At 71.8% G+C, this 12,656-nt stretch carries 11 protein-coding genes; 2 read left to right on the top strand and 9 right to left on the bottom strand.

All coding sequences use genetic code 11. The annotated features are described in order from the left end of the window. Positions 1-110: 110 nt before the first annotated feature. Entirely contained in the window at positions 111-1,523 is a 1,413-nt protein-coding gene (locus F4558_RS05975) for an FGGY family carbohydrate kinase (RefSeq protein ID WP_167943413.1), read from the bottom strand. A gap of 261 nt (positions 1,524-1,784) precedes the next feature. Here F4558_RS05975 and F4558_RS05970 point away from each other — a divergent pair, with 261 nt between their 5' ends. Next, the gene (locus F4558_RS05970) at positions 1,785-3,701 is read left to right on the top strand and encodes an anthranilate synthase family protein (protein WP_167943411.1); all 1,917 of its coding nucleotides are present in this window, start codon (positions 1,785-1,787) and stop codon (positions 3,699-3,701) included. A gap of 90 nt (positions 3,702-3,791) precedes the next feature. Here the strand turns inward: F4558_RS05970 and wrbA are convergent, their stop codons facing one another. The 4 genes from wrbA to F4558_RS05950 all read right to left on the bottom strand — a co-directional run bounded on the left by wrbA (position 3,792) and on the right by F4558_RS05950 (position 6,122). After that, a complete protein-coding gene (gene wrbA, locus F4558_RS05965) occupies positions 3,792-4,409 on the bottom strand; it encodes an NAD(P)H:quinone oxidoreductase (protein WP_053652614.1) in 618 nt (205 codons plus the stop codon). Positions 4,410-4,529: 120 nt separating this feature from the next. Then, positions 4,530-4,898 carry a DUF3037 domain-containing protein gene (locus tag F4558_RS05960; RefSeq protein WP_053652613.1) on the bottom strand — a complete coding sequence of 123 codons (369 nt, stop codon included), beginning with the start codon at positions 4,896-4,898 and terminating at the stop codon, positions 4,530-4,532. Beyond that, the gene (locus tag F4558_RS05955) at positions 4,895-5,653 is read right to left on the bottom strand and encodes a HipA family kinase (RefSeq protein WP_167943409.1); all 759 of its coding nucleotides are present in this window, start codon (positions 5,651-5,653) and stop codon (positions 4,895-4,897) included. The genes F4558_RS05960 and F4558_RS05955 overlap by 4 nt, the downstream gene beginning before the upstream one ends. A 76-nt stretch (positions 5,654-5,729) precedes the next feature. Next, positions 5,730-6,122 (bottom strand): DUF4190 domain-containing protein, encoded by a 393-nt coding sequence (locus F4558_RS05950; RefSeq protein WP_053652612.1) that lies wholly within the window; start codon positions 6,120-6,122, stop codon positions 5,730-5,732. A gap of 121 nt (positions 6,123-6,243) precedes the next feature. Between F4558_RS05950 and F4558_RS05945 the strand changes: the two genes are divergently transcribed. Beyond that, the gene (locus F4558_RS05945) at positions 6,244-7,380 is read left to right on the top strand and encodes a winged helix DNA-binding domain-containing protein (protein ID WP_245241274.1); all 1,137 of its coding nucleotides are present in this window, start codon (positions 6,244-6,246) and stop codon (positions 7,378-7,380) included. A 57-nt stretch (positions 7,381-7,437) separates the two neighbouring features. Here the strand turns inward: F4558_RS05945 and malQ are convergent, their stop codons facing one another. The 4 genes from malQ to F4558_RS05925 all read right to left on the bottom strand — a co-directional run bounded on the left by malQ (position 7,438) and on the right by F4558_RS05925 (position 12,631). After that, a complete protein-coding gene (gene malQ, locus F4558_RS05940) occupies positions 7,438-9,480 on the bottom strand; it encodes a 4-alpha-glucanotransferase (RefSeq protein WP_167943407.1) in 2,043 nt (680 codons plus the stop codon). A 113-nt stretch (positions 9,481-9,593) separates the two neighbouring features. Beyond that, positions 9,594-10,802 (bottom strand): ABC transporter ATP-binding protein, encoded by a 1,209-nt coding sequence (locus F4558_RS05935; RefSeq protein WP_167943405.1) that lies wholly within the window; start codon positions 10,800-10,802, stop codon positions 9,594-9,596. Between the two features lie 10 nt (positions 10,803-10,812). Continuing rightward, positions 10,813-11,649: a carbohydrate ABC transporter permease gene (locus F4558_RS05930; protein ID WP_053652608.1), complete on the bottom strand. Its 837-nt coding sequence runs from the start codon at positions 11,647-11,649 to the stop codon at positions 10,813-10,815. Between the two features lies 1 nt (position 11,650). Next, a complete protein-coding gene (locus tag F4558_RS05925; RefSeq protein ID WP_053652607.1) occupies positions 11,651-12,631 on the bottom strand; it encodes a carbohydrate ABC transporter permease in 981 nt (326 codons plus the stop codon). Between the last annotated feature and the right edge of the window lie 25 nt (positions 12,632-12,656).

The raw sequence follows: 12,656 nt of genomic DNA, 5'->3' as shown, positions 1-12,656 counted from the left end.
CCTGCCGCCACCCTGCATCCTCCGTCCTGCCGCGTCCACCGCGACCCGGGGAGCGCAGTCCATCCAACCAGGCCCGGAAGCCCTGTCAACGGTCCGGTCAGACCGAAAGTTCAGGAAGGATACTGCGGGTGCGGCCGACCTGTCGTCGTCGGTGGAACCAGCTCATCCGTCCGGCCGATGTCGGCGAGCTCGGTCGCGTCGCAACAGCGGCCCATCGCCACCAGCGCGGCACCTGTGGCACCGACCTCCGGGTTGCGTTGGTGCGACACCGGTCGCGGCGCGAGCGTGGAGGCGAACGCCTGACGCCACCACACCGAGGCGGCCACCGCGCCACCGCCCAGCACCACATCGACAGGACTGTCGATGGTGGACTCCAACACCGCGAGGTCGTCGGCGACGAGCCCACAGAGACCCTGCATGAGGCCGGCCAGGATGTCCACGGCCGTCGTGCCGAAGCTCAGCCCACGCAACTCGCCAGTGCCCGCCGGCGCGACCCCGGGCGCCCGGTCACCGCCGAATCGGGGATCCGCCGGCTGGCCACCGCCGGGCGGCACCAGCGCCAACGCCGCGTCCAGCTCGTCGCCGGCAGGCAACCGCAACTCCCGCTGAGCCCAGGCGAACAGGTTGCCGCCACTGGAGTACGCCGCCCCGGTCACCACATGCTCGTGGTCGACCCGGTAACGCCAGAGCCGTTCGGGCAGCCGGGGCATCGGCTCGCCGGCCGGGATCCGCTGCATCAGGCGTACGGCGGCGGAGGTGCCGACAGTGATCGCGGCCCGGCTCGGGTCGACGCAGCCCGACCCCACGTTGGACGCCCCACCGTCGCCGACCGGCGGCGCCCAGCGCGCCTCGGCCAACTGGGGCCAGCGTCGCGCCCAGTCGGACCGGAGCCGACCGTGCCAGTTCAACTCCCACAGCGGCGGCAGCTCACCGGGACGTGCCCCGGCCAGCACCAGCGCCTCCTCGTCCCAGCGCAGGCTGCCCAGGTCCAGCAGGCCGGTGCCGGACGCCTGGGAGATCGACATGGGCGCCGCCTCCAGCAGCTCACCCAGGACGTACTCGGGCAGGCCGACGAACCGGGCGATCGAGGTACCGGACTGCGCACGCAGCCAGGGCAGGCGCATCGACCAGTAGGAACGGTGCCACCAGCAGCCGGTGCGCTGGTGGAAGTCGTCCGGGTCGACCGGGCCCGCAGCGCCCTTGGCCGCCGTGGGCCGGGTGTCCAGCCAGGTCACCACCGGACCGAGCGGAGCGCCGTCGCGGCCCAGCGGGAGCACCGAGTGCCACTGCGCGGAGATCGCCACCAGGCCGATGTCCCGCAGCTGTCCCGACTCGGCCAACTCGTCCAGGCACTCGACGAGCAGCGTGCGGTAGTCGGGCCCGGACAGCGTGCCGGTGCCGTCGTCGCCGCTGGCGAGGTTGACCTTCCGTCGGGCCAGCACGCCGGGCATTGGCTGGGCGTCACCGCTCAGCACCAGCCCGCGTACCGAGGATGTGCCCAGGTCGAGCGCGAGAATGTTCATCGCCGGTCAAGTTACCCGGTGCCGGCCGGACAGCAACGGCGGTCACGCCCAGCACACCCGTACACCTGAACAGGTTCCGGACCCGAGCACGGACGCGTAGGGTGGTCGCATGCTCGCGCACCTGACCTGCTGGTGGCCCGCCAACCTGGCGGCCACCCCCCGCGCGTAGCTTCACTCACGCGGCCGCCATCGAGGCGGCCGCCGGATCTCCCGGCCCGGATGGCCGCCCCCGCTGGCGGCGCCCGGCCTACGGAGACTCCGATGACCCACCTGACCGATCTGCTCGCCGCCGTCGCCGACGGTGTCGACCCCGGCCCTTTCGCGCTGGTGCGCCGCGAGGGCGCCGACGAGCTTGAGCTGTTCACCGGCCCCGTCGACACCGTCGAACGGCTGGCGGACATCCCTCTGCCGCCCGGCACGCCTGGAGCGCGGACGCTCGCCGTGGTGCCGTACCGGCAGATCGCCGAGCGCGGCTTCGCCTGCGTCGACGACGGCGCGCCGCTGGAGTGTCTCCAGGTCCGCGAGCACCGGCGGATCCCCCTGGCCGAGGCTCTGGCCGCGCTGCCCGACCAACCGGTCCGTACTGAGGGTGCCGCGTTCGACGTCACCGACGAGGAGTACGCCCGGATCGTGCAGCGGGTGCTCGCCGAGGAGATCGGCCGGGGCGAGGGTGCCAACTTCGTCATCCACCGCGTCCTGAACGCCACCGTGCAGGGTGCGCCGCTGCTTGCCGCGCTCGCCGCGCTGCGCCGGCTGCTGGTCGCCGAGCGTGGCGCGTACTGGACGTTCGTGGTGCACACCGGCACCCGGATCCTGGTCGGCGCGAGCCCGGAGCGGCACGTGAGCGTCGACGACGGCCTCGTCATGATGAACCCGATCAGCGGCACCTTCCGATCCTCCGGCGAGGCACCGGACACCGCCGCGCTGTTGCGGTTCCTCGCCGATCCCAAGGAGGTCGAGGAGCTGTACATGGTGCTCGACGAGGAGCTGAAGATGATGGCCACCGTCGCAGAGCACGGCGGCCAGGTGATCGGCCCGTACCTCAAGGAGATGTCGCACCTGGCGCACACCGAGTACCTGCTCGCCGGGCGGGGCACCCGCGACGTGCGGGAGGTGCTGCGCGAGACGATGTTCGCGCCGACCGTCACGGGCAGCCCCATGGAGAACGCCTGCCGTGTGATCGCCCGGCACGAGGGGCGCGGCCGGGGCTACTACGCGGGGGTGCTGGCCCTGCTCGGCCACGACGAGGCGGGCCGGCAGACCCTGGACGCCCCGATCCTGATCCGGACCGCCGAGATCTCACCCACCGGCCAGCTGCGGGTGCCGGTCGGCGCGACACTGGTCCGACACTCGACGGCTGCCGGCGAGGTGGCCGAGACGCACGCCAAGGCGGCCGGTGTGCTGGCCGCGCTGGGTCTCGGCCCGGCGGCGCCCGCCGGCGCGGGCGGGCAGGTCGCGCGGCTGGCCGACGACCCGGCGGTACGCGCCGCGCTCGCCGCGCGCAACGCCCCGCTGGCCCGGTTCTGGCTGGACCAGCGGGCACCGGACGCGCCGGGCCTGCCCGGTCTGGTGGGCCGGCGGGCGTTGATCGTGGACGCCGAGGACACCTTCACCGGCATGCTGGCCCACCAACTGGGCGCGTTGGGGCTCGCGGTCACGCTGCGGCCGTGGCACGCCTGCGAGCCGGTCGACGGGTACGACCTGGTGGTGGCCGGGCCGGGACCGGGCGACCCGGGAAGCCCGGACGAGCCGAAGATGGTGGCGTTGCGAAGGCTGCTGACCGGGCTGCTGGCGGCCGGACGGCCGACTCTCGCGGTCTGCCTCGGGCACCAGGTGCTGGCCGGGCTGCTGGGGCTGCCGATGCACCGCCGTCAGGCGCCCTATCAGGGGTTGCAGCGGGAGGTGCCGCTGTTCGGCCGGACCCGCCGGGTGGGGTTCTACTCGACGTTCACCGCGCTCGCCGACGGGGACCGTCTGGAAACCGCGTACGGGACTGTGGAGCTGGCCCGGGACGTCAGCGACGGCGCCGTGCACGCGCTGCGCGGGCGCGGCTTCGCCGGCGTGCAGTTCCACCCGGAGTCGGTGCTCAGCCCGGACGGACTCGCCGTGCTGTCCGAGCTCCTGGCCGACCTGTTGCCGGCCGCGCCGGCGGGCATAGCGGCCACCGTGCGGGGGTAGGGCTGGTGTGGCCGGTGGCGCGGGCGGGCCGAGAGCCCCCGCCCGCGCCACCGGTACCCAGGCGTATCGGAGGTCCGGTGCGGCTGCGGGTCAGCCGGCCATGCCCTGCTTCAGCGCGGCACCGATCAGCACGGCCCGGCGGGCGGTGAGGGCGCAGGCGCCAAGCGCCACGGCGTCCGGGGCGATCTCACCGTTGTTGCTGACGTGTGAGGCCCCGTACGGGTTGCCGGCGATGAACTGGCTGGAGTCGGTGTAGCCGGGGGTGACCACGATCCCGCCCCAGTGGTAGAAGACGTTGAAGAGCGCGGTAAGCGTGGTCTCCTGCCCGCCGTGCAAGGTCGCCGTCGAGGTGAACGCGGAATAGACCTTGTTGGCCAGCGCGCCCTTGGCCCAGAGCGGGCCTGTGGTGTCGATGAACTGCTTCAGCTGGGCGGCGACCATGCCGTACCGGGTCGGCGCACCCATGATCACCACGTCGGCCCAGGACAGGTCGTCGACCATCGCCTCGGGGACGTCCTGGGTCTCCAGGTGATGCGCCTGCCAACCGGAGTTGGAGCGGATCGCCTCGTCCGGCGCCAACTCCCGCACCTTGCGGAGGCGTACGTCGGCGCCGGCTTCGCCCGCGGCCTCGCAGACGGCCTGCGCCATCTGGTACGTGATGCCTGTGGCGCTGTAGTAGATCACCGCCACCTTGGTCTGAGCAGCCATAAGTCGTGTCCCCTCTTGATTCGGCTCAAGCTCTCGCGACTACCCTCCCGATCGCACGACAAACGACAGCCGGGCTGCAGGGCTGTTCTGGCGCTCGTCAGAGGGCCCGTGGTCACGCCGTCAGCGGACCAGCGCCGCCATCAGCCGGTCCACCTCGGCCGCCGGGTCGGCAGTGAGCCCGGTGTGCACCGGGCCGGCCTGGATCATCGTGCTGCGCGGTGCTGCCAGCCAGTGGAACCGTTCACCGAGCCGCATCCGGGTCGCCGGTCCGTCACCGGCGCAGGTCCGGTCCCAGGAATCGAGGACCGCTGCCACGGCCGGCAGGTCGACGTCGGGGGCCAGCGCGCGGACCCGGTCGGCATCCAGGTGTGTCCGCGCGGCCAGGAAGTCGCGCTGCTGGCAGTAGAGCAGCACACCGACGTTGATCTGCTCGCCGCGCTCGATGCGGGGCACCAGCCGGATGATGGCGTACTCGAAGGGGTGTCTCACGCGGCGTCCCCCGCCGGTAGCCAGTCCACCGACCGGGCGACCCGCTGCGACAGGTGCGCCACGTACGCCTCCCGGGCCGCGTCGGCCGAGTCGAAGTCGGCAGCGGTCAGCCACTCCGGGGGCACCAGCGCCAGCACCTCGGCGAGCAGCTCCGGGGTGATCCGGGGCGCCAACTCGGCGTCGGCTTCGGCCATCCGGTCGGCGTACGGCGCCAGCACGTGATCCTCGGCCCGGTAGGGCCGATGCACCGCGGCTTCGGCGCGGGGCCAGTTGTGGTGGAAGTACAGGGCAGCGCCATGGTCGATCAGCCACAGGTCCCGGTGCCAGATCAGCAGGTTCGGGTTGCGCCAGCTCCGGTCGACGTTCTGCACGTACGCGTCGAACCAGAGCACCCGGGACGCCATCGTCGGGTCCACGGGGTGCGCGACCGGGTCGAAGCCCAGCGCCGCCGGCAGGAAGTCCATCCCCAGGTTGGCGCCGCCGCTGTTGCGGAGCAGCTCCTGCACCTCCTGGTCGGGCTCGGCCCGCCCGATCACCGGGTCGACGTCCAGGACCACGAGTGACGGCACCCGCAGCTCCAACCGGCGGGCCAGCTCGCCGCAGATCACCTCGGCGACGAGCGCCTTCGGCCCCTGCCCGGCGCCCCGGAACTTCGCCACGTACGTGCCGAGGTCGTCGGCCTCCACCACGCCCGGAAGCGAGCCACCCTCGCGCAGCGGGGTGACGTAACGGATCGCGGTGACCTGGCGGAGCACGCCGACCACCCTACTGTGGCGGCCGTTCAGTCATCCCGTTCGGCCGGCCACCCGGTGCGCGTGCCTCGACGTGCCGTCAGTCGAGCTTGTCGCGCAGGTCGTCGACCTGCTGCTGGAGGCGGTCCACCGCGCTGTCGTTGTTGACGAAGGTGGTGATGCCAGCGGCCAGACCCAAGCCGATCAGCACGGCCAGGATGCTCAGCACGAGGCCGCCGATGGCCACCCCACGGCCGGTCACTCCGGGCCGCCGGCTCATCTTCAGCCCGAAGATGCCGAGGATGACGCCGATGATGCCGAGGATCAGCCCGATCCAGGCGAGGATCGCGGTCAGCACGCTGAGCAGGCCAGCCACGCCGAAGACGAGGGCGAAGGTGGCGGCCGCGCTGGTCTTGGCGTTGACGGACGCCCGATGGGTCCGGGACCCGGCCGGTTCACCGGCGCCCCGTGCCGGCTCGCTTGCGGCAGTCATGGCACTCCCTTCCGTACGCGCGGTACGCGTACTTCCGGCGGCGCATTCCCACTCCGGCGACCGTTAAGCCTGCTGTCGTACGGCGAGCCTAGGCTGCGCGACGACGACCGGGAAGGGTGCCATGAATGCTGACCTCGGCGCGGCCGACGCGCTGGCGCTACGGATGACAAGCCTGCTGCTGCGCCCGCATCCGAGCACCCGCCCCGGGAGCGTCGCCGCTGTGGTCGAGTGGTTCGGCGCGATGCAGGCACAGGATCTGGCCAGCGGGCTCTGGTCGCTGGGGGCGCGGCTGCCCGGCCGGAGCATGGCCGACGTGCAGGCGGCGTTGGAGCGTCGCGAAGCCCTGCGCACCTGGCCGATGCGCGGCACCGTGCACCTCGTCCCGCCCGCCGACGCCCGCTGGATGCTGGAGCTCACCGGCGTCCGCTCGCTGGCTGGCCTGGCGACCCGTCGAGCCCGCCTGGGGCTCACCGACGACGACGCGGAGCGGGCCGTGGACGTCCTGGGCGCCGCGCTGGCCGGCGGCGGCCGACTCACCCGGGCACAGTGCCTGGCGACCCTCCGCGCGGCAGGGGTGGCGACCGACGGCCAGCGGGGTTACCACCTGCTCTGGTATTCGAGCGTGCGCGGGGTGACCTGCGTGGCACCGAACGTCGGCACCGAGCAGACGTTCGCGCTGCTCGACGAGTGGGCACCGGCGCCACGACGGCCCGAGCGGGACGAGGCGCTGGCGATGCTCGCCCACCGCTACGTGCGCGGGCACGGCCCGGTCACGGCCCGCGAGTTCGCCGGCTGGAGCGGCCTCACACTCACCGACGCGCGGCGCGGCCTGGCCGCCGCCGAAGGTCTGAGCACGGTACGCGTCGACGGCGAGCCGATGCACGTGGACGCGGCGCTCGTCGACGCCGCGCTGGCCGGCCCGGTGGCAGCCGACGAGGCAGGCTCGTCGCTTGACGACGTGCTCGTGTTGCCGGGCTTCGACGAGTACCTGCTCGGCTACCGGGACCGCACGCTGATGCTCGACCCCGCGCACCAGCCGGCAGTGGTGCCGGGCAACAACGGCATCTTCCAGGCCACAGTGGTCCGCGCCGGCCGGGTGGTCGGCGTGTGGAAACGCAAGATCGGCCGGACCGCGGTGACCGTGACGATCCAGCCGCTGGCGACGCTCGACGCCGCCGCCCGGGCAGGCGTGGAGCGGGCTCTCGGGCGGTACGCGGACTTCCTCGGTCTGCCTCCCCGCTTCGACTGGCGTACGTGACCGCTCGCCGCGAGCGCCCGGCCAGCGTCACCACCGACCGGGCACCCGGATGAGGCGTCAGTCGTCGGCGGGACGCGCCGACCCGGTGGCCGGCTGCACGGCGGCCGACCGCGCGGAACCCGAGCGCGGGCGGGCAGCGGTGAGCAGATCGGCGACCCGGGCAACCCGGGGATCCTCGCGGATCTGCGCCACGGTGGCCGGCAGCGGCAGCCGCCAGTTCGGATACTCGTCCACAGTGCCCGGCATGTTGGGTTGGCGCACCTCGCCCAGCACGTCGTAGAGCGAGACGCCGAGCAGGCGGGCCGGGCTGGCCGCGAGCGCGGCGTGCATCGCGACCACCACGTCGCCGTCGTCGGGTCGGGCCGGCCCATCGGTCGACGCCGGGTCGGCCGACTCGACCGGCGACGGCAGCAGCGCTTCGTCGCGCAGCATCGCCACCAGCCGATCCCGGTCGGTGGCGGCCCGGGCCCGTTCCACAGCCACGTCGGTGCCGAGCAGCTTCAACTCGTCGCGTACCCGGACGTGCTCGCCGGTCAGGAAGCCTGGCGCGGTCGGCAGGTCGTGGGTGGAGATCGTGGCCAGCGCGTTGCGTGGCCAGCGCGACGGCCTGACGAAGTCGCCGTCGTCGTCGCGGGCGAACCACAGCACCGTCGAGCCGAGCATGTTGCGCCCCCGCAGCCCCCGTGTCACGGCGGGTTGGACGGTGCCGAGATCCTCACCGACCACCACCGCGCCGGCCCGGTGCGCCTCCAGCGCGAGGATGCCGAGCATCGCCTCCGCGTCGTAGCGCACGTAGGTGCCCTCGGCGGCACCGGCGCCCGGTGGGACCCACCACAGTCGCCACAGCCCGGCGACGTGGTCGACACGCAGGCCGTCGGCGTGCCGCAGGGTCCGCCGCAGCATGTCGCGGTACGCCGCGTACCCGGTCTCGGCAAGCCGGTCCGGCCGCCACGCGGCGAGCCCCCAGTCCTGGCCGAGCTGGTTGAAGTCGTCCGGTGGGGCGCCGACCCGCACGCCCTGCGCCAGCACGTCGGCGAGTTGCCAGCCGTCCGCGCCGCCCGGGTCGATGCCGACGGCCAGGTCGTGCACGACGCCGACTGGCATCCCCGCCGCGCGGGCCGCCGCCGTGACGGCGTCGAGTTGCTCGTCGCAGAGGTGTTGCAGCCAGGCGTGCAGGGCCACCCGGTCGGCGAGCTGCCGGCGCTGCTCGGCGACCGCGGGCGCGTCGGGGTGGTGCAGCTCCGCGGGCCACGCCCGCCAGTCGTTGCCGTGCCGCTCGGCGAGCGCGCACCAGGTGGCGAAGGTGGTAAGCGCCGGGTCCGCGGCGAGGTCCGCCCGCTGGGCGTACGGGTACAGCAGCTCCAGGGCGTGCCGCTTGGCGGCCCACACCTCGTCGTAGTCGATCAGATCGCCACGGTCGGGGCGCAGCGCGTCGACAACGGCACGGGTCGCCGGGTCAGCCGCCCGGTACGCGGCGGTGTCGCTGACCCGCAGGTAGAGCGGGTTGACGAAGCGCCGGCTGGCCGGTGAGTACGGTGAGGTGGCCACCGGATGTGCCGGGCCGACCGCGTGCAGAGGGTTGAGCAGCACCAGCCCGGCGCCGTTGTCGCCGGCCCAGCCGGTGAACTCGGCGAGGTCGCCGAAGTCGCCCATGCCCCACGACCGCTGCGAACTGAGCGCGTAGAGCTGGAGCATCCAGCCCCAGGTGCGCGGCGGCACGGGCAGCCGGCGGGGCACCACGACGAGCGTCACGTCCCGGCCAGCGCAGGCCAGCCGGTGCCAGCCCAGCGGCAGGTCGCCCGGCAGCTCACCGTCGACCGCGCGGCGACCACCGTCCTCCAGGCTCACCACACCCGGGCCGGGAAGTGGCCGGGAGGTGCCGTGGGCCAGCACCACGGTCGCCGGCAGGGCGGCACCGTCGACAGCGCGGGCGGCGGCGAGCGCGTCGGCCACCGCTGCCGGGCTGGTGGCGTCCACCCCGAGAAGGCCGAGCACGCCCACCACTGTCTCCGGCGCGACCTCGACGCGGCGGTGCCGCCAGTCCTCGTACCAGGTGGACACCCCGTGCGCGTTGGCCAGCGCGGCCAGTCGTCGATTCATCCGTCCCCCGCCTCACGACGCGACCTGCGACCACCTTGCCACGGTCGGACGCTCCACGCAGGACAGGACAGGGCCGGCGGGTCTCCCCGTCGGCCCCGTCACGATGGACGCTGTCAGTCGGCGAGCGCGCCGGCCGCCCGGCCCTCGTGCAACGTGAGGTTGCGACCGTTGGACGGATCGAACAGGTGGATCTTCTCCAGGTTGAACCAGACCCGGCGCGACTCCCCCTCGGTGACCGGTGACTCCGCGGACAGCCGGGTCACCAGGTTGCCGCCAGCGCCGGCGAAGTCGGACGCGCCGGCCTCGGCGGCCAACTCCTCCAGCTCGGCGGCGCTCGCCTTCTCGCCCTCGACAGTGAAGTAGACGTACTTGTCCGAGCCCATCGACTCGACGATGTCCACCGGCGCCTCGAACTCGATGCCCCGGCGACGGGTGTCGTCGTCGACAAGTTCGGCGTCCTCGAAGTGCTCGGGACGGATACCGAGGATCAACTCGCGGGGCGCGTCGGCGGCCTCCAGTTCGCGGCGTACCCGGTCGCCGAGTGGGACGTCGCCCAGCGCGGTGTGCAGCCCGCCGTCCTGCACGGCGGCGTGCAGGAAGTTCATCGACGGTGAGCCGATGAAGCCAGCCACGAACAGGTTGCGCGGGTGGTCGTACAGCTCCTGCGGCGGGCCGACCTGCTGGATCGCCCCACCCCTCATGATCACCACGCGGTCGCCTAGGGTCATCGCCTCGGTCTGGTCGTGGGTGACGTAGACGGTGGTGGTGCCGAGTTGCTTCTGCAGACGGGACACCACAGTCCGCATCTGCACCCGCAGTTTGGCGTCGAGGTTGGACAGCGGCTCGTCCATCAGGAACGCCTTGGGCTTGCGTACGATCGCCCGGCCCATCGCCACCCGCTGCCGCTGGCCACCGGAGAGGTTGGCCGGCTTGCGGTCCAGCAGCGAGGTCAGCTCCAGCACCTTCGCCGCCTCGTCGACCTTCGAGTTGATGGTCTCCTTGTCGAGCTTGGCCAACCGCAGCGGGAAGGCCATGTTCTCCCGCACCGTCATGTTCGGATACAGCGCGTACGACTGGAACACCATGGCGATGTCCCGGTCCCGGGGAGCCTTGTCGTTGACCCGTTGGCCGCCGATGCGCAGCTCACCGGAGCTGATGTCCTCCAACCCGGCGATCATGTTGAGGGTGGTGGACTTGCCGCAGCCAGACGGGCCGACCAGGATCACGAACTCGCCGTCGGCGATCTCCAGGTCGACGTCCTGCACGGCGACGGTCCCGTCCGGGAAACTCTTGCTCACCTTGTCGAGCACGATGTCAGCCATGACTTTCCACCTATCCCTTGACTGCGCCGGAGGTCAGACCGGACACGATGCGGCGCTGGAAGAAGAGAACGAACAGGATGATCGGAACGGTGATCACCACGGCGGCGGCGCAGATCGCCCCGGTGGGGTCCTCGAACTGCGACTCGCCGGTGAAGAACGACAGGGCGACCGGCACCGTACGGGCGCGTTCGGTGGAGGTCAGCGTGATGGCGAACAGGAAGTCGTTCCAGCAGAAGATGAAGACCAGGATCGCCGTGGTGAACAGGCCGGGCGCGGCCAGCGGGGCGATCACGCGCCGGAACGCCTGCGCCTGCGTGGCGCCGTCCATCTTCGCCGCCTTCTCCAGGTCCCACGGGATCTGCTTGAAGAACGCCGACAGCGTGTAGATCGCCAGCGGCAGCGCGAAGGTGATGTACGGCAGGATCAGCCCGGGCCAGGTGTCGAAGAGGCCGAGCTGACGCTCGATCTCGAACAGCGGCGACACCAGTGACACCTGCGGGAACATCGCGATCAGCAGGGACACCCCGACCAGCAGGCGCTTGCCGGGAAAATCCAGCCGACTGATCGCGTACGCGGCCATCGCGCCGAGCACCACGGCGATCAGCGTGGCGATCAGGGCGATACCGATGGAGTTGATCAGCGCCCGGACGAACTGGTCGGTGTTGAAGATCGACTTGTAGTTGTCGAGCGTCCACTCGCGGGGGATGAACTTCCCGTCGGTGAGAGTGGCAGGCGTCTTGAACGACAGCGACGCGATCCACAGCACCGGGACCAGCGCGAAGACGATCACCAGGATGTCGAGCAGGCCCCAACGCACCTTCGCCCGGGTGGTGGTTTCGACGGCCATGTCAGCGCCTCTCCCCGTCGTCGCTGCCCGGGGCAGCGGTGCCGAACAGCTTCACGAAGACGAACGCGATGATCGCCACGGTGATGAAGATCAGCACCGACATCGTCGAGCCGATGCCGAGGTTCAGACCCCGGATCAGGTTGTTGTAGGCGAGCATCGACACCGACGACGTCTCGTTGCCGCCGGCCGTCAGCACGAAGATGTTGTCGAAGACCCGGAACGCGTCCAGGGTGCGGAACAGCAGCGCGACAAGGATCGCCGGCTTCATCACCGGCAGCATCACCTTGGTGAACCGCTGCCACGCGGTGGCGCCGTCGGTGGAGGCGGCCTTGAGCAGGTCCTCCGGCACCAGCGCCAGCCCGGCCATCAGCAGCAACGCCATGAACGGGGTGGTCTTCCAGATCTCGGCGAGCATGATGATCGCCAGGGAGCTGGCCCGCTCGGTAAGCGGCGCGCCGTCGCTGAACAGGTTGGCCAGGTAGCCGGTGCCGGGCGTCCACGCGTACCGCCAGGAGAACGCGGCGACGACAGTGACGATCCCGTACGGGATCAGTGCCGAGGTCCGCACCAGGCCGCGACCGACAAGGGTGCGGTGCATGATGATCGCCAAGCCCATGCCGAGCACCAGCTCGACGGCCACGGTGACCACCGTGATCAGCATTGTCACCCCGAACGCTGTCCACCAGAACTCGTTGGTGAGCACCGTGATGTAGTTCTCCAGCCCGATGAACTCGCGCTGGTCGGGGAAGCGCAGGTCGTAGCGCTGCAACGACAGCCATACCGAATAGATGATCGGGTACGCGGTAACCGCGACCATTACCAGCGCGGCGGGCGCGCAGAGCAGCCAGCCGAGCTTGCGTTCGGCCTTCTTGTTCTCGCTCAACGGCGGCTTGCGGCGACCGCCCCGCTGGGCGGGGACTGTGGCTGGCTTGGTCTCCTCGGCGACGGTGTCAGTGCCGGCAGGTGTGGCGTTGACGCTCACGGCGTCACCTTCCTTCGCGACTGCG

The sequence above is a fragment of the Micromonospora profundi genome (assembly GCF_011927785.1).
GTDB classification, from domain to species: domain Bacteria; phylum Actinomycetota; class Actinomycetes; order Mycobacteriales; family Micromonosporaceae; genus Micromonospora; species Micromonospora profundi.
This window is presented reverse-complemented; position numbering and strand designations above follow the sequence as displayed.